Source organism: Priestia veravalensis (assembly GCF_001457055.1).
In the GTDB taxonomy this organism is placed as follows: Bacteria; Bacillota; Bacilli; order Bacillales; family Bacillaceae_H; genus Priestia; species Priestia flexa.
Map to the genome: position 1 here is coordinate 1 of NZ_KQ758697.1, position 17218 is coordinate 17218.

Below are 17218 nucleotides of genomic sequence, written 5' to 3' on the forward strand. Positions count from 1 at the left end.
AGCCATATCAAATCACCTCACTTTATCCCTTGATTTTCAATATATTTTTTAACTACTTCAATAGGTGAACCACCAGTCGTCAACAAACAAAAACTTCTTGACCAAAACATTTCTTTCCATAACTTTTTACGAACATGAGGAAAATCTTTCTTGATGAGTCTCGAACTCGCACTTTTATAGGCATTGATGAATTTCGATAATTCACTGTTGGGTTGTGCTTTGAACAAAATATGAACATGGTCATTATCGTGGTTCCATTCAAGCAATGTGATATTATATTTTTCGCTCAAAGACACAAATTTATCTTTGGCATAGTCTGAAATGGTGTCATCTATTACTTTCCTTCGATACTTAACCACTAATACAAGATGATAATACATCAAGAACACTGAATGGTTATTACTGTCTAAATTCATTGTTATATCAATACTTATGCTTTATAAGACTGATTATAACATATTCAGCATAAAGGCAAAAGGAAAAGTCTTTGGGCTGTCGCCCAACCGAAATTCATCTCCCCCTTACCGTTGGGCTACGCCCTTCACACGCTTGAAGAGGGAGACTTCTTTCGGAAGTTCGTTAAAGATGCAATAATTTTATGGTTTAAGACTTTTCCTAGGAAACCTTTATACCAGTTTGCTAGTTTTCCACCTTCTTTATGCGCTTTTACTTCTTTTTCACCCGATAAGTTTTTACGGAATAAGAAGTGAGAAAGCGCTGGTACAATCGTAATCGCAACGAGTAGTGATGCTCCTAACGCGAATGCCATTGTTAAAGCAAACGGTCTGAATAATTCACCAACCATACCGCCAACAAACATGAGCGGCGCGAATACAGCAACCGTTACGAGCGTAGACGAAAGAATTGGTTTAAACATTTCAATCGTTGCTTCACGAATTAACGCGCGGCCACGAAGTTTTTCGTCGGACAAGTTCATGCGTCGGTAGATATTTTCCACTACGACAATCGAGTCGTCAATAACACGACCAATGGCTACTGTGATAGCCCCTAGCGTCATAATGTTTAGCGTAATATCAAGCCAGTTTAGTAGCAGTAGTGCCATGAAAATGGAAACTGGAATTGAAATGATTGAGATAATGGTAGATTTAATGCTGCGCAAGAACAACAAGATGATGATAACGGCGAATAAACCACCGAATAGCGCTTTTTCTACCATCGTAAATACGGATTCTTCAATCGGTTCACCTTGGTCTAGCGTTACGTCGATTGCTAAGCCATCAATCTCTTTTTCTTGATCTTTAATTAAATCTTTCACCGCATTAACAACTTCTACGGTATTTGCTTCCTGCGTTTTCGTAATTTGAATTGAAATCGCATCTTTTCCATTTGTGCGCGAAATAGATGGCACTTTACCAACCGTTTCAATTGTTGCAATATCTCCTAGCTTCACAAACGGATTTTGGTTTTGAGCAGTTGGTGTAACTGGAATTAACACGTCTTTTAAGTCTTCAATCGTTGTGATATCACCATCGAGTGAAACAGCTTCTTTCCCTGTTTCAAATTCTTTTAAGCCGAGTGATAGTGACATATCGCTTGCTTGAACCATTTCTTTGACTTTGTCTTCTGTTAAGCCAAGCTCTTTCATTTTGTCTTGATTGTAGACAAGGTTTACCTCTTCAATATGTTGACCTGTGAGCGTTGCGCCTGCTACGCCGTCGATGTTTTCAATTTTAGGAAGAACCGTGTCTTGTACTGTTGAAGATAACTCAACAATGTCTTCTTTATCTCTGCTGATGGATAACGCAACAACTGGCATCATGTTCATGCTGATCGCCATAACCGATGGCTCTTCCGCGTCTTCCGGCAGCGTGACGTTATCAAGCGCCGCTTCTAGCTCACGCTTTTTCTCATCCATATCCACACCGTACTCATATTCGATTTGAACCTGAGATACGTTGGCAGATGAGTTTGAGTAAACAGCCTTCACATCTTCTAAGCCTTCGATATTTTGTTCCATTGGTCTTGATATGTCTTCCATAACCTGTTCTGCCGTCTCTCCTGGATACACGTCCATCACGATTAGGTACGGAACAGAAATATCAGGTATGCTTTCCATTTTCATTCTTGTTCCAGCATAAATACCCGATACGGTGACAATAATCGTTAATAACCATACGGCTAACTTATTCTTTAAAACGAAATTAACTAACCCCTTCAATAACTAGCACCTTCCTTTTTGCTTAAGTGTCATGCATTCGGTATAATTTTAAACTGACTGGTCAGTCAGCACAAAATCAACTATAATTGTCCTAGTGATTATCTGTCAACTATTTTGATAAGGAACGAAAAGATACCATAACGAATTAAGAGGTTTTGGTCTCTTAAAATACGGGGAAACTAAGTGTTTAAGGAGGGTTCTTTCATGACTGAGAAGAATACACAAATTATTGAAGCTGGAATGAAGCTATTTGCACACAAGGGGTTTTCGGCAACCTCGGTTCAAGAGATTGCAACGGAAAGCAGCATTTCAAAAGGGTCGTTTTATTTACATTTTAAATCCAAAGATGATTTATTATTAGCGATCTTGCAGCATCAATTTGCCATAATTAGCGAAGCATTCGATAAACAAACAGCGACCAATCAGAGCCCTCGGGAAAAGTTTATTCACCAGCAGGCCGCATGGTTTTCACACTTTATTAACCACCGCGAATTTTTCATTATGCTTGCCAAAGAACAAGCTATTCCGCAAAATGAAACGGTTAAGAAGCTACTGTTTGAAAAACAAATGGAAGCGCACCGCTATTATCGTCAAAGCATGTTAGCAATCTATGGTCCAGACGTAGAAAAGTATTCGTGGGACTTAACGTTTCTAATTGACGGAATGATTCATTCATATATGCGCGTCATCTTGCTGTCAAATGAAGACATAGATCTAACAAAACTTGCAAATTTCATTTTGAGCAGAATGGACAGCATCGTAAAGGATATTCATAACGATACTCCCCTACTCACGAATGACAAAGCAAACGAACTATTATCTCGCTTCCTTTTTGATAATGAAACAAACCTTGAAAAAATTGTAGCCAACTTAGAAGAAGAAATTCAAAAGCTAGACGAAGAAGAGCTATTCATAACGCTTCAAGTGATTAAGGAAGAAATAATGAAAGAAAAGCCGCGAATTCCTGTTATTCAAGGAATGCTTTCAAACTTTGACGATTATCCTAGCCTCCATCATTATCGAAACGTCATTTTAGGTTATTATGCAAACAAACAATAAATTCAGGAAGCTAGTCCCCTACCTTTACACAGGTAAGGGACTTTACTCTTTTCTATGTTTGTTCCTTATTTGCTACTGTATGTTACTTCTATTTAACTTTAGAACCCAGTCTATAATCTATGAAAAGGAAAAATATATTTTCCCTCTATCTTCACTTCGCATATAGTCGATTCGCAAAGAATGCGACATTTTTCAACCACCTTTTAAACACTTCTCTTTCTCTACCGATATAGTAAATATACTGAATGAGTATCGCGATTGAAGCAGGCACATCGTTTGCCACGATTAATGATGCAATTATGGGCTTAGCGGCTCAAATTCAAGAAGTAACGGCAACCATCGAGGAAGTATCAAACGGAACTACCGCAGTAACAAATTCCATCACCCAAGTGAAAATCCGAACAAGCGGCTGGCAGCTCGCTTCAATGGAAGAGATTACAGCTTCAGCTAACTCTCTTGCAGAGTTGGCTGAAGAACTCCAGGAGTCCATTCGACATTTCAAAGCATAATGGCCACCCGCTTTTGCGGATGGCTTTTTTATTTATCCAGACAATTTTTTATGACTCTAAATTTTTAGGCAAATAGTCCGATATATGTAGTAGCTACAATATGCATTTAATTTTATTTTCAAAGGAGAAAACGGATGAATATTCTTCGTAATTTAAAGCTTTCATTGAAATTTTTCATTTTACTTACCATAGCCTCTATTTCTCTCATCATTGTTGGAACGATTGGCTACCTATCCACCCAATTCACTACTCGTGGATCTGAGATTATGTATACGGAACAATTAATTCCAAACAGCCTTGTTCAACAGATTCAGACCAACAACCGCGCGCTAGATACGTTTGTTTTAGAAATGATGATTACAAAGGAACCAAGACGTAACGGAGAGCTGAACACTCAGATTACTAGTATCCTTCGTACACAGGACAAAAACTTAGAAAAACTCAAAAAAATTAAGATGTTACCAGAGCAAGAAAAAGCACTAGCATCCTATGAAGATAAGCTTGATGAATTGCGAGACTTACGCAATCAGACAATTGAGTTAGCAACCACAAATAAAAAGGACGAAGCATATGAGTTATATACAAGCGAAGTCGCCCCTGTTCGTAGTTTTGCGAATCGCTATTTGGCAACGCTTCAAGAATTAAATACACAGCAAGCCGAAGTTATCTATAAACAAAACCAACAAGATGCTAAAGAAGCAACAAATTTAACAATGATTGTAGCAGGTGTGGCGCTTCTTTTATTAATAACTATTGGCACCTTTATTGGTCGCTTAATTGCACAACCAATTCGAGAACTGCGCACGTTAGCCTTACAAGCAGCTGACGGTGATTTCACTGTCAAAAGCACTTACAAATCAAAGGATGAAATTGGAGTTTTGACAAATGCGTTCACAGATTTAATTCAGAATACTCGACGCGTCATTCAAACTACCAATATGACGTCTGAGCAGGTCGCAGCCTCTTCACAGCAGCTTAGCGCCAGCGCTCAGCAAAGCACGGCGGCAAGTCAGCATATTTCAAGCGTGATGCAAGAATTAGCTGATGGTGCAACGCAACAAGTCGGCTCTGTTGAAAAGTCAATGGCAGTTATTGAGAATATGGCAATGTCCTCAAGCGTTGTATATGACCATATCGACAAAGCAGCTACAACAGCTAAAGAAGCATCTCATTTATCTGCAGAAGGTAGCACAGCCATTCAAACGGTTAATACACAAATGAACTCTATTAACGATACGGTCATTGGCTTATCAACCGTGTTTCAAAGCTTAGCCGAGCGCTCAAACGAAATTGAGCGTATTAACGAAGTGATTACAAATATTGCGGGCCAGACAAATCTCCTGGCGCTAAATGCAGCAATTGAAGCTGCTCGTGCTGGTGAGCACGGGAAAGGATTTGCAGTTGTTGCCGCTGAAGTGCGTAAATTAGCTGAACAGTCAGCTCAATCAGCCGAGCAAATTGCAGCGCTTGTTACACTTATCCAGAATGAAACGAAGCAAACTACAGAGTCAATTGACTCCGCTTTAGCAGAAGTAAAAGAAGGAATGGACGTAACAACAAAAGCCGGTACGTCGTTTGCAACAATTAACAAGACGGTAACGGATTTAGCGGCTCAAATTAAAGAAGTGACCGCAACGGTAGAAGAACTATCGATTGGTACCGCTCAAGTAACGCAAGCTGTTTTTGAAGTAAACGGCGTCGCCGAAGAAGCAGCAAGCAGTACACAAAATGCAGCTGCTGCAACGGAAGAGCAGCTTGCTTCGATGGAAGAAATAACAGCTTCCTCTACTGCTCTAGCAAGTCTTGCACAGGAACTCCAAGAATCAATTCAACGATTCAAAGTCTAAAAAAAGAGGCTGAGACATAAGTAATCCAGCAAATGATAAACCTGAACAGTTGAGAGTTCCTGACTTTTAATCGTTCAGGTTTTTTGCTGATTGGGAAAAACTAGTTTGGAAACAGGAGCGTAGGACACTCGACTCCTGCGGGAAAGAGAAGGAAAACGAGTGGCCGTAGCGCAATGGAACGAACGTGTTCTGCCAACGTAAAGAAGTGAGAAAAGGGCGTGTTCGTCTTTTTGGAAATTTGTTTTGTTATGTCCCACCTTCTTTTTATTTTTCAGGTAACTAGTTCTTTTATCTTATTTTATACACAGAATTAGATAAGTTTATTATCCTTTTAAACTCTCTTCCGATAAGAAATATAGATATTTAGAATGATAAGGAGATAGTCAAAATGAAACCATACAAACCGTTACTAATTGCAACACTTAGCGTTGGCCTTTTAGCTACGCCGTTTTCTTCACTTTCATCATCACCAGAGCACGTAGAGGCAACTGAAACAGCATCGGCACTACTTACGCAAAAAGCGAAAGAAATGCTGGGTGCCCCTCACACAACAGGGGGAGAATCCCTTGAAGAAGGGTTTGATAGTTCAGGCCTCGTACAGTATGTTTGGAAGCAAGCCATTAACGTTAAACTTCCACGTACATTAATAGAGCAATCACAGCTTGGTGAAACCATTTCTCGTGAAGAAATTGCACCTGGTGATTTAGTATTCTTTAGCTCAAAAGAAGATGGAAGCGTGACAAGCGTAGGGATTTATGTAGGCAATGGCGATATGATTTACCCTTCCCCTTCTAAAGGAAAAGTAATTCAACAAAATTTTGCAAACAGCTCGTTTTGGTCACCTAAATTTGTGACCGCAAAACATATTACGTCTTCACCTGAAATCGCAAAAGAAGATCCGTTAGTTGCAGAGGCACTTAAACTCATTGGCACACCTTACGTATTTGGCAGTGATTCAATTGAAGAAGGCGTTGATTGCTCAAGTTTTGTTCAGTATGTATTTGAGCAAGCTAAAGATATTTATCTTCCACGCTCAACTGACCAGCAGTGGAAAGTAGGAACCGAAATTGCAAAAGAAGATATGCAGGTTGGAGACGTGATTTTCTTCCAAAATACGTACCGCGAAGGTATCTCACACGTTGGAATTTACATTGGAGGAGGTCAATTTATTCACGCTAAACGCAGTGAAAACGTCGCGATTGACTACGTGTCAAACAGCTATTGGACGTCTAAGTTTGCGGGAGTCCGACGCTTTGAAGGGTTATCTTTACCGAAAGAAGGCCCCGTTGTATCCACCGCTACGAAATATATCGGAGAAGTGCCTTATCTAAGCGGTGGGACAACTCCTGATGGCTTTGATACAGGTGGATTTGTACAGTACGTATATAAAGAAGCTTTAAACGTTGACTTACCTCGCTACGGATCAAGCCAGTGGAACGTCGGTACACCGGTTGAGAAAAATAATCTTCAACCTGGTGACATCGTGTTTTTTAAAGCCTCTACTTTAAACCCGGCTATTTATATCGGCAATGACTATGTTGTTCACGTCACACCATCAAAAGGCGTAACGGTGACAAATATGAAGGCAGATAGCTATTGGGCACCTAAATATTACGGGGCAAAGCGCATCGGAGAAAGCTAAACATTCTTCTAGAAATTTGAATAATCCCTCTAAAGGTGGTAAATTTTTTAATAGGAATATCTATTATACATAACCACTAAGGAGCTTTCTTATGACTGAAGCAAAGAAAAGCATGTTTTTAAGCATTATTTACGCCGTCATTATTTTAAGCGTTTATTTCTTTAACTTACCGCTATGGATTGCGCTAGTCATCCTGGCAATTATTATCGCATTTGAACTGTTCTTAGCTATTAAAAAAGGCGACAAATTTAAAATGAGTATTAACGCCGTTACGCTTGGACTCATTATATTAGCTGCGATTATGCTGTAAAAAGAGACTGAGACATAAGTAGTTCAGCCTCTACTATACCTGAACGATTGAGAGTTCATCACTTTTAATCGTTCAGGTTTTTTGTTGATTGGGCAAAACCAGTTTGGAAACAGGGTGGAATGGAGCGTAGGACACTCGACTCCTGCGGGAAAGAGAGGGAAAACGGAGATCCCGCAGCACAGCGAGGAAGCTCAGGTTCCTCCCCGCGGAAAGCGAGTGGCCGTAGCGCAATGGAACGAACGTGTTGAGACAAACCAAAGAGATGGGAACAGCTAGTGTTCGTCTTTTAGAAGCCATCATTTTGTTATATCCCAAACTCTTTTTCTTATGTTTAATCTTCTGATTCAATTTATGTCTAACAATAGCAAAGGAGCTGGGCGGGTACCCAACTCCTCTTTTAATTTCTAACTTTCCATATATTTTACAACCGCCATCTCTCTTCCAAAGCGGTTTCCCTCATCCGTAAACCCAAGCGATGCGTAGAGCTCTTGTGCTCTTTCATTGTTTGGGTGATAGCCGACTTCATCCATTTGTTCCCCTTTCATAATAAGGGAACGCACACATTTAGGCAGACGTTCCCTCCTGTTTCACTGCTGAGATAACGATATACGTAGTTGTCATAATGAACGCTCCTTTACCAAACTACTTTTATTTTAAATATTCAGACTAATGATAACGTAGATAACTATTTTTCACCATTTTCTTTACTACTCATCTGCTTTTTTAATAACCTGTCCCTTTCAACCTACTGATTCAACCGGTGGCTGATAGCGCGACTGCTTTAAAAGATAGTCTAAATATATCTCTAAATCAAATTGATCCTCTGTAATAAAATCCTCTAACGTTAACTCATTCTTTTCCTTCATCTTCCTTTCTCCCTTCACCGTTTTTTCCGTTTATTTAGTTGTTTAAATTCATTATGAAGGTTTTAACAGAAAAGGGAAATGCTTTCTACAAAAGTTCCTATAAAGATATAAAACTTGACATATTCATCTCATTCGACAGCATTAGCCTAAAAAAAAAAGCAACACAAGCCCTGATGTTCCTTTTTCTATCAAGTTGTTTAAGTTTTGGTAAAGCATTTCACGGTTCGGAAGCCTCGTTAGTCCATCGTGGAACGCTTCAAACTCAAGCTGTTTTTCCATACGCTTACGCTCAGTAATATCCGTATGCACAGCAATATACTCCACAATGTCACCTTCAAGAGTAATAGCTGGTGTTTTCTTCGTTTTCGAACCAAATTTTCGTTCTGCATGTACTTCCACTGATCCATCTAAATTAACCGGACCAATGTATTCAAGCTCTTCAACCGTTTTACCTGTACTCTTACCGTTTACGAATACAGTTCCATCAAAGTAATCAGAGTATAACGAAACGTAATGATCTCCCCAATCAAAGTCAGCACTTATTTCTTCATCGCTATCCGTTGACTCAATCGTTTGTTTCATTTCAACGGTTCCATAATCACCTTTTGTAGACAATTTCATTTCGTGTTCTCCAGGTAAAAATGGTCCAACTGTTTGGGATTCATCTGCATTTTTGATAGTATCTACTTTTTGATTATCAATGTAAACATCTGCTTTTTCCAAGTTAGACGTTACTTCCGCATAAGCAGGCTGAACACGAATCGTGTAATGATCAAATAAGATCCATTTCTTGCCGTTAGATTCGATTTGAACGTGTGAAGAGGTAGCTTCATCACTTGTTGCCATTTGCACACGATTTTCATATACATCTGCATCCTTTTTTAACCCTTTTGACATTTCTGTCAGCATTTTTGGATTGTCATGTACATATTTAACAAACTGCTCAACTTGCTGATCACTAGCTTTTAATTCAATCTGACCTTCATTCACAAACTTTTTAACCGTTTTGATGTCTTTATGTTGAACAGCTTCTATGAATGTATCTGAAATGGCAGTTGGTGACATAACCTTTTTATCAACAATGTAGAACCCTCCAAATGCTATCGCACCTAAAGCCACAACAGTAGCTGTGATAACTTTTGCTTTTAATCCCATTACTTTCTTCTGAACAGGGGGTGCACTTTCAGTAGTAGCTGTTTTGGAAGGATTCACAACTTCTCCGCATTCGGGACAAAACGTTTGTTCTTCATTCATTTTATAACCGCAATTATTACAATAACTCATCTTTTATTCTCCTTCACATGAAAAAGCACCGTCTAGCCACGATGCTTTTTCTACGATTTACTCTAATGTGTTACCAGTCACCAAACGTATCCTGCATATTAGAACCCAGACTAGAAACAACGGCTTCAATTAAGTGTCGTCCAAAAAGTACAAGTAAAATTGCCATAACGATATAAGTAAGTAGCGTACCATAGACACTATCTAAGCCATTTGAGTCACTGTGCTTAAAGCTTAAAATTGTAAATGCTACTGTTAGAAATAATCCTAGGATTCCAAAACCTAAGATATATGAAAATAGTGAAATCTCTAATAAAGCGAATACTACACCCACAAGCATCACCGCTGTTGGGGCAATTAAAAATGCACCAAAACGTGCAAAGACATCTTGAATAGAAACATTAACCTTTGCTAGCTTAACAGCTCCAAAAGTTACAAGAACAATTGCACCAATACATAACATAGAAATAAGTCCATTAATAATAACAATATCCGTGAAATCCAACTTAACTACATTCTTCAAATCTTCTCTTAGATCTATAAAATCTGAGCCTAGCAAAGGCAATAGTAGAACTGAAAATTTATTAAGCACTTTATCTAAGATAGAATCAATTCCAAGATAAATCATTAGCGGTATGCTGATAGCAAAAAGAATCATTGTAATAAGACCATTAATAAACTGTTCTCCACGTACTCCTTGAGCCGTTGCAGTTGGGTTTTTTAAGCCTTGCATAAAGTAACCGATGTACAGTTTTGAAATTTTCTTTGCGTTTTCTACATGTTGATTCGGTTGTTGTGGCACTTGTTGTTGTGAATAGTTCGGTATTGGTTGTTGTTGAGCTGGCTGCTGAGTTGGCACAGCCTCTACTCCTGCTGCTGCTTGCTGAGCAGCCACTGCTTCTAATTTTTTTCCACACTTTACGCAAAATTTTCCGCCATCGTTATGATGACCACAGTTTAAACATTGCATTTATAAAATCCTCCCTCTAGATGTTATGCTACTTTTAATTTGTTTCAGTCGTTTTAACAAGCTTGTAAACACCTAGTTCTCCGTCACTATCTTTTACTTGATGAACCGTATTGAAGTTTGCTTGTTTACTAGTTCCATCAGCATATGAAATTGTATACTCTTCATATGTAGAGACTTCGTATAGACCGTCTCCTAGATCTTTTACGTTTTTCACATCAAACGTATGTAGCTCTTCCGTAATTCCTTTTTCATTTAGATACGCTGTGTAATCTTTTTGTTCTTTATACTTTGGACCATTGGGGTCAATATAAGGTGATGCGATAGAGAAATCTTCGTTATTAATAGAAGAAATTGTTGCGTCCATATAGTTGGCCATAAACGAACCAATTTCGTCAGATGAATAGTTTGCTTGCCCTTCTTCACTTTCGTCTTCCGAACTTTCATTCACAGTCTCTGCTGTCTCTACTTCTTCGCTTGTTTCACTATCTTTCTTTGATGATGAGCTAGCGCTTGTTTGATACGTTTTTGGCTTATCTTCCATGACTTCTTTCACTTTTTTCGATAACTCACCGTATGTGCTAGAAGCGTTATGAACTAACCACTTTTCTTGTTTTTCATCATAAATTAGCGTGTATTCCATAAAGGTATTTTGCTTGCTCATTTCTGGAATGTCACCTTGGTAGTAATAAGCCTCTTCGTATTCTTGAAGCCCATATACGGTAGCCGTCCAGTCTCCATCTTCATATCGAATATCCATATCATCTAAATTAAACGTCGTGCCAATATACTTGTTTTTATACAGACGACTAATATCTTGATCATAGCTAATGTTTTCTTTTAAATTTGCTAAGTGATTTGCGGTTACATTTACAGCTTTACTTGGGTCTTGAGCCGTGTATGCACTTAACCACCCTTTTGTTGAACTCACAATCGTATCAATCAGCGCATCTTGTGTTTTTTTATCGGTGCCAAAGTTCACGTACACTTCTGACCCATCAATTGCGTGATTAGCAGTCGTAGCTTCTCCCCAAGGAAGCTTAGCTTTTACTTGTAGCTTCATAGAACCTTCTGTTAGCACTGGACCAAACGTATCTTTTTTTGCTAAATCTACGCCAACGTCTTTTCCATCAATCAATACGTTAGACGAAATCTCTGCATCTTCAATTCCGGTATACACCGTAACATCCGAGCCGTCTAATGAAAGGTTAACGTTTTCTGTATCCACTGTATTAGTAAGCTCTACGTTTTCTTTAGCTACTAAGTCCACAAAATCAGCTTTTAATTTACCTTCAATTTTATAAGTACCAGGCAAATAAGGACCGTATGTGTCTTTAAAATCATCCGATGTTGCCGTATCAATCTTTTTACCATTTATGTATAATTCCGTATTTTTGTAATTAGTGCTAATGTCGACATATACAGGGTCCACTTGAACTGAATACTTATCAAAGATAAGAGCTGTTTTACCACCTTTATTTAGCCTAATAGGACTATCTTCTAGCTCATTACCTAATACGCTCACAGCTGAGCCATCCATTGATGCTGACTGTCTCTTTAAAAACTTAATAACGTCTTTTCGTTCATCAGGGTTTTTCTTAAAGTAGCTTACAAAGCCTTTGACATCCTTTTCTCCAATCTTCAAACTCGGATCTGTAGATGTTAGAAAACTAGCAACCTCTTTTTCATCTTGTTCAATAAGAGCCGTTTCAAAGCGATCAATTATTTTATCTTTATCAGTGGCTGCTTTTCCGTACTGATACCCACCGAATAATACTACGATAGCAGCACTAACTGAGATAATTAACGCCTTTTTCTTTTTCGTCATTGGTGACTTTTGTGTATGTCGTGAATTTGTGGTTACCGTTTGCTCTGTGGGCTGAGCTAACTGTTGCTCAAACGGTTCTCCACAGTTTTGACAAAACTGCGCTCCTTCTTGTTGGTTTGTTCCGCATTCTTTACAAAATGCCATACGCATAACCTCCTTTTTTAAATATAAAATAAGTAAAAAGAATCATGAAAAAATACCCATCATTTATCCACAGTTCTTTATATCGGTAGGTTTCTCTAACTTTTAACCATTAATTTTCTATTTTTAACAATCACATCCAGGCCAACAACTTTTTAATCTTAAAAGACGAACACTAGCTGTTCCCATCTCTTTGATTTGTCTCAACACATTCGTTCCATTGCGCTACGGCCACTCGCTTTCCGCGGGGAGGAACCTGAGCTTCCTCGCTGCGCTGCGGGATCTCACGTTTTCCTCTCTTTCCCGTAGGAGTCGAGTGTCCTACGCTCCATTCCACCCTGTTTCCAACATTGTTTTCACAATCAACAAAAAACCTGAATGATTAAAAGTTATGAACTCTCAATCGTTCAGGTATAGTAGAGACTGAACTACTTATGTCTCAGTCTCTTTTTTTAGTTAAGATAATCCCAATAGTTTCATAATCATTAAAATCAGGATTCCAACGACACCAAAGTCAGAGTCACCAAAGGTTGTTCCTTCAAATCCAACGTCTCCCATAAATACTAATAGAAGAGCTGGAATGAAGCTGATGATTAAACCGTTACAGAACGCTCCTGCCATCGCCCCTCTACGACCACCCGTTGCATTCCCGAATACACCGGCTGCTGCACCTGTGAAAAAGTGCGGCACGAGACCTGGTACGATGACTTTTAAACCTAGTAGAGGTAAGAAGAACATGGATAATAACCCTGCAATAAAACTGAATAAAAACCCAATGATCGCTGCATTTGGTGCGAATGGAAAGACCGTTGGACAGTCAAGCGCTGGCTTCGTGTCAGGCGCAACCTTATCCGCAATCCCTTTAAACGCCGGAACGATTTCAGCAATCAGCATGCGAACTCCGGCTAAAATGATGTACACACCTGCTGCAAACGTAATAGCTTGAATGAATGAAAACACAATAAAGTTTGATCCGCCGGATAAAGTAGATTCAATGTACTCTTGTCCGGCAAACAGTGCCACAACTAAGAAGAAAATCGTCATCGTCAGCGAAACCGCAACGGACGTATCTCGCAAAAAACCTAAAGATTGAGGGACTTTGATTTGTTCCGTTGTTCTTTCTTTGTTCCCGACTAATTTTCCGACTTTCGCCGATACGAAGTAACCGATTGTTCCAAAGTGTCCGATGGCAAAATCGTCACTTCCCGTAATTTGACGCACATACGGCTGAAGGATAGCTGGGAATAATACCATACATAAACCTAAAAGTATGGATCCAATCAGCACGAGTGGAACTCCTTGAAGTCCACCAATCGATAATGTGGCTGCAATTAAGCAAGCCATGAACAGCGTGTGATGTCCGGTTAAGAAAATATATTTGAAACGAGTGAACTTTGCTAATAGAATATTAGCAATCATCCCAAACACCATAATTAAAGCGGTGGATGTGCCGAATTTACTTTGAGCAGCCGCGACAATCGCTTCGTTATTTGGAATAACGCCTGCCACGTTAAAAGCTTTATCAAACATATTGCTGAAAATATCAAGCGATCCCGTTAATACGGCTGCTCCCGCTCCGATAATGATAAAGCCCATAACGGTTTTTAACGTACCGGACACAACGTCCGCGGTTTGCTTGCGCTGAAGAAGTAAACCAACAAGCGCAAACAAACCAACGAGAATGGACGGTGTTCCTAAGATGTCTTTCATAATAATGTCTAACATAGTCTGACCCCCTTATTGATCAGGAATTATGAAACGATTGGCTCTAGCTTTGATTTGATTTCTGGAATGCTCATCATATTTTCCAACGTCACGATTTGACGCGTACCGTCGTTTAATTGACCGACAATATCAGCAGCTCCGATGAATACATCGGCCTTTTCCGTTTTTGCTGATGCTAAATCCGTGTGGTCCACCTCTGCTGTTTTCCCCATCTCTGTTAACGCTTTCTTTACGTTCATCTCCATAATAAAGCTGCTTCCTAATCCATTTCCGCATACAACCATGATTTTCATTTACATTTCCTCCTCTGAATATTGGTTAATATAAGTTAAAATATGTTCAACGCTTGAGCTAGCAATGATATCTTCAATATTACTTGGTTCACCTAAAAGCTGCGTCAGCTGAACGAGCGCTTTTAAATGTGACTCATTATCCGTTGCGGCCAGCACAATGATAATTTGAACCGGCTTGTTTCCTCCAAAATCCACTGGCTCATCTAACTTTAATAAGCTCATAGACAGTGAGCGAACTCCGTGTTCAGGACGAGCATGTGGAATCGCAACCCTTGGCGTAATAACGACATAAGGTCCTGTTTCTTCTATAGAAGTAATCATAGCTTCCACATAGCTTTTTTCAATGGCGCCAATCTTCAAAAGCGGTGCGGCTGCTTCTTCAATACTTTCTTGCCAACTTGAAACGCTTGGCTTCAGCTGAATCGTTTCAGCCGTCAATAATTCCTTAAGCACAGGCTTTTCCACCTCCTCTAATGAATACTTCGTTGTTTTTTGCATGTGCGTCTGCAGCTGCCACTGAAGCGCGCTCTGCAGCTCTTTACGCTGATGAATTGTCGCGTAGCTTTCAATGACCTTCATAACCGCTTCTAAGTCCACATGATTGGAAGTATAGCCGTACAGTTCCTGCATGACGTGCTGCTTTAATTTTTCTTTATCCTCTACGCCTAAAATCGGTGGAACGACAAACAGCAGTGCGTTCGTTCGTAAGTGAACGGTTGAAAAGATAAGATCATAGCTTAATGAATACGTCGACATCTCGCGAACAGACAAAGCGTCCAAAAATAAAAGATCTGGAAAAAGTTCGCGCAGTGTATAAATAAGGATATTACTAATTCCTACGCCGTTTGGACAAACGACGATTGCTCGCTTTCTACCATCTAATGTTGTTCCTTGTCTTCTTAACCACCCGCCAAAATAAACGGTAAAATAAGCAACTTCGCTTTCAGGTATCGGGCAGTCAAGTTCTTTCCTCATCGGCCAAAGCGATTTATTCGTTAAGTGATATAGCTCTGGATACACGTTCTTAATTCGCTCAACCATCGTATGAGCAGGCGTAAGCTGATACTTCATGCGATAATACGCAGGCTTAAAGTGAACAAATAACTGCTGATACAGCTCTTTTTTATCCTGCAGTTCAATACAAGACAAGCGCTCAAATTCATCAATAACCGAAAGCAAGCAGGTTTCAATCAGTTCATTTTCTTGAAAAGGAGAAACGTCTTTTGTTCGGTTCATTCCAAGTAAATGAAGCGTTGCATACAGCTTGTCATCCTTGCTCCAAGCCGGTGAGAACACTTGGCTATTTGTTAATGCTTCGACTACCTTGTACTCATTTGTTTCAATTAAAGGTTGCCAACTCTCTTGGTATGGCAAGGTGTCACCCTTACAAATTAATTGGTCTAGTGCTAAAAATAAAAACGATAGCTCCTCTAGCCTTTCATCTGTAAAAGACACGCCAAGCTGATGTTCCGCTCCTTCAAGCTCACTTTGAATATGTTTAAGCTGAGCTTGCTTCGTTCCCCAAATGCACGTAACAACCGGCTGACTGCTGCCGTTTTGCAAAAGCTCATGAATGATTTGCTCAAGGAGATAAAGCTTCGACTCATGCTCGCCTTTTATGACATATCCTTTCACTTTTGAATAGTGAATATCTAGACCATAGCTCTTGGCTTTCTTTTTTAATTTTTGAAGGTCCTTCAACACGGTATTTCGCGAAACGCCTACCGCACTTTGAAAATGATAAACGGACAGTTCTTCCTCACTAAGAAGCAGCATTAGGTAGAAAACTTGTTCACGATCACTTTCTGAAAACACGTAGCTTTGCTTTGTCAGTTTTGCCTGTAAATCTTTCACTGGAAGACTAGCAATCAAGTAGTACCCTACTTTTCGATCAAACTGAATAGGTTCATAGCCGTGCGCTTCTAACCAATCATTTGCTTTTTTCATCCCATACTGAACTTGTCTTCTTGTCAGACTGGTCTTTTCTTCAAGTTCTGCCATCGTTAAGCTTTTTACCTGCTGCAAGTTCTGCAACAGCGCTGCGCTTCGTTCATCTAAAACCATGTTGTGTTCCTCCTTATCTCTACAATACGCTATAACCACAGCAAAGAAAACGTTTTCTAAAACCCTTTCTTGTTCTCTCCACTGCACACAAATATACTCTGCCGTTATTGTAACAAACTTTTTGTTGTGGGCTTTTCTTCTTTTAATAAGATGTAGTCAAACCTCTAGTTAAAAAGGCAAGTATGGAATATTGTGCACCCTCTTTCCTCTTTCAAAAACAAAGAGCGAAAAGGTGTGAGACCCATACGAGGTTAGCTTAACGCGAGTCCCATGGAAAGCAAACAAGCCGGAGTGAAAATCATGACTCGTTGCGTGCGTTCTCCCCTCTTCCACACTCAAACAATACATAGAAGTAATTGTTTTCCCTTCTATTCCAGATAGCCCATGATTGAAACGGAGGATGCAAGACTCCTGCAGGACTAGCGAGTGTTCTGAGATCCCGCAGTTTACGAGGAAGCTCAGGCCGAGCCCTGCGGAAAGCGAGCAAGCCGGAGTGAAAATCATGAC

Annotated in this window: 15 protein-coding genes and 2 pseudogenes; 6 read left to right on the forward strand and 11 right to left on the reverse strand. The window is 39.6% G+C overall.

The genetic code is table 11. From position 1 onward, the window contains the following. Window positions 1-17: 17 nt before the first annotated feature. Both tnpA and AS180_RS18375 read right to left on the reverse strand, forming a co-directional pair. Complete coding sequence (gene tnpA / locus AS180_RS18370; RefSeq protein ID WP_062687273.1) at window positions 18-416, reverse strand: IS200/IS605 family transposase; 399 nt, start codon at window positions 414-416, stop codon at window positions 18-20. 164 nt (window positions 417-580) lie between these two features. Beyond that, window positions 581-2179, reverse strand: a pseudogene (locus tag AS180_RS18375) (efflux RND transporter permease subunit); the annotation flags it as partial. Window positions 2180-2383: 204 nt separating this feature from the next. Between AS180_RS18375 and AS180_RS18380 the strand changes: the two are divergent. From AS180_RS18380 to AS180_RS18405, 6 genes are all read left to right on the forward strand, one after another. Continuing rightward, window positions 2384-3238: a TetR/AcrR family transcriptional regulator gene (locus tag AS180_RS18380; RefSeq protein WP_062687274.1), complete on the forward strand. Its 855-nt coding sequence runs from the start codon at window positions 2384-2386 to the stop codon at window positions 3236-3238. Between the two features lie 245 nt (window positions 3239-3483). Next, the gene (locus tag AS180_RS18385) at window positions 3484-3747 is read left to right on the forward strand and encodes a hypothetical protein (protein WP_062687275.1); all 264 of its coding nucleotides are present in this window, start codon (window positions 3484-3486) and stop codon (window positions 3745-3747) included. A gap of 134 nt (window positions 3748-3881) precedes the next feature. After that, window positions 3882-5594, forward strand: coding sequence for a methyl-accepting chemotaxis protein (locus AS180_RS18390; RefSeq protein ID WP_062687276.1), 1713 nt, complete (start codon window positions 3882-3884; stop codon window positions 5592-5594). A gap of 388 nt (window positions 5595-5982) precedes the next feature. After that, window positions 5983-7236, forward strand: coding sequence for a C40 family peptidase (locus AS180_RS18395; protein ID WP_062687277.1), 1254 nt, complete (start codon window positions 5983-5985; stop codon window positions 7234-7236). Window positions 7237-7327: 91 nt separating this feature from the next. Further along, window positions 7328-7546, forward strand: coding sequence for a hypothetical protein (locus AS180_RS18400; protein ID WP_025911774.1), 219 nt, complete (start codon window positions 7328-7330; stop codon window positions 7544-7546). A gap of 114 nt (window positions 7547-7660) precedes the next feature. Then, window positions 7661-7822: a hypothetical protein gene (locus AS180_RS18405; protein WP_156413510.1), complete on the forward strand. Its 162-nt coding sequence runs from the start codon at window positions 7661-7663 to the stop codon at window positions 7820-7822. A gap of 128 nt (window positions 7823-7950) precedes the next feature. Here the strand turns inward: AS180_RS18405 and AS180_RS22830 are convergent. From AS180_RS22830 to AS180_RS18435, 9 genes and pseudogenes are all read right to left on the reverse strand, one after another. Then, a pseudogene (locus AS180_RS22830) lies at window positions 7951-8067 on the reverse strand (GNAT family N-acetyltransferase); the annotation flags it as partial. Window positions 8068-8286: 219 nt separating this feature from the next. Beyond that, entirely contained in the window at window positions 8287-8412 is a 126-nt protein-coding gene (locus AS180_RS23940; RefSeq protein WP_257788889.1) for a hypothetical protein, read from the reverse strand. Between the two features lie 141 nt (window positions 8413-8553). Further along, window positions 8554-9696 carry a TcaA 3rd/4th domain-containing protein gene (locus AS180_RS18410; RefSeq protein WP_062687279.1) on the reverse strand — a complete coding sequence of 381 codons (1143 nt, stop codon included), beginning with the start codon at window positions 9694-9696 and terminating at the stop codon, window positions 8554-8556. 70 nt (window positions 9697-9766) lie between these two features. Beyond that, window positions 9767-10663 carry a DUF6574 domain-containing protein gene (locus tag AS180_RS18415; protein ID WP_062687280.1) on the reverse strand — a complete coding sequence of 299 codons (897 nt, stop codon included), beginning with the start codon at window positions 10661-10663 and terminating at the stop codon, window positions 9767-9769. Window positions 10664-10697: 34 nt separating this feature from the next. Beyond that, complete coding sequence (locus tag AS180_RS18420) at window positions 10698-12632, reverse strand: zinc ribbon domain-containing protein (protein ID WP_062687281.1); 1935 nt, start codon at window positions 12630-12632, stop codon at window positions 10698-10700. A gap of 172 nt (window positions 12633-12804) precedes the next feature. Continuing rightward, window positions 12805-12966, reverse strand: coding sequence for a hypothetical protein (locus AS180_RS22835; RefSeq protein WP_156413511.1), 162 nt, complete (start codon window positions 12964-12966; stop codon window positions 12805-12807). Between the two features lie 119 nt (window positions 12967-13085). Next, window positions 13086-14354 carry a PTS ascorbate transporter subunit IIC gene (locus AS180_RS18425; protein ID WP_062687282.1) on the reverse strand — a complete coding sequence of 423 codons (1269 nt, stop codon included), beginning with the start codon at window positions 14352-14354 and terminating at the stop codon, window positions 13086-13088. Between the two features lie 26 nt (window positions 14355-14380). Then, entirely contained in the window at window positions 14381-14647 is a 267-nt protein-coding gene (locus AS180_RS18430; protein WP_062687283.1) for a PTS sugar transporter subunit IIB, read from the reverse strand. Then, window positions 14648-16711, reverse strand: a complete 2064-nt coding sequence (locus AS180_RS18435) for a BglG family transcription antiterminator (RefSeq protein ID WP_062687284.1) — start codon at window positions 16709-16711, stop codon at window positions 14648-14650. Window positions 16712-17218 lie beyond the last annotated feature (507 nt).

Bases quoted from the DNA above. Each gene is read 5' to 3' on its own strand.
- tnpA (WP_062687273.1), bottom strand. From the start codon at position 416: ATGAATTTAGACAGTAATAACCATTCAGTGTTCTTGATGTATTATCAT.
- AS180_RS18380 (WP_062687274.1), top strand. From the start codon at position 2,384: ATGACTGAGAAGAATACACAAATTATTGAAGCTGGAATGAAGCTATTT.
- AS180_RS18385 (WP_062687275.1), top strand. From the start codon at position 3,484: ATGAGTATCGCGATTGAAGCAGGCACATCGTTTGCCACGATTAATGAT.
- AS180_RS18390 (WP_062687276.1), top strand. From the start codon at position 3,882: ATGAATATTCTTCGTAATTTAAAGCTTTCATTGAAATTTTTCATTTTA.
- AS180_RS18395 (WP_062687277.1), top strand. From the start codon at position 5,983: ATGAAACCATACAAACCGTTACTAATTGCAACACTTAGCGTTGGCCTT.
- AS180_RS18400 (WP_025911774.1), top strand. From the start codon at position 7,328: ATGACTGAAGCAAAGAAAAGCATGTTTTTAAGCATTATTTACGCCGTC.
- AS180_RS23940 (WP_257788889.1), bottom strand. From the start codon at position 8,412: ATGAAGGAAAAGAATGAGTTAACGTTAGAGGATTTTATTACAGAGGAT.
- AS180_RS18410 (WP_062687279.1), bottom strand. From the start codon at position 9,696: ATGAGTTATTGTAATAATTGCGGTTATAAAATGAATGAAGAACAAACG.
- AS180_RS18415 (WP_062687280.1), bottom strand. From the start codon at position 10,663: ATGCAATGTTTAAACTGTGGTCATCATAACGATGGCGGAAAATTTTGC.
- AS180_RS18420 (WP_062687281.1), bottom strand. From the start codon at position 12,632: ATGGCATTTTGTAAAGAATGCGGAACAAACCAACAAGAAGGAGCGCAG.
- AS180_RS18425 (WP_062687282.1), bottom strand. From the start codon at position 14,354: ATGTTAGACATTATTATGAAAGACATCTTAGGAACACCGTCCATTCTC.
- AS180_RS18430 (WP_062687283.1), bottom strand. From the start codon at position 14,647: ATGAAAATCATGGTTGTATGCGGAAATGGATTAGGAAGCAGCTTTATT.
- AS180_RS18435 (WP_062687284.1), bottom strand. From the start codon at position 16,711: ATGGTTTTAGATGAACGAAGCGCAGCGCTGTTGCAGAACTTGCAGCAG.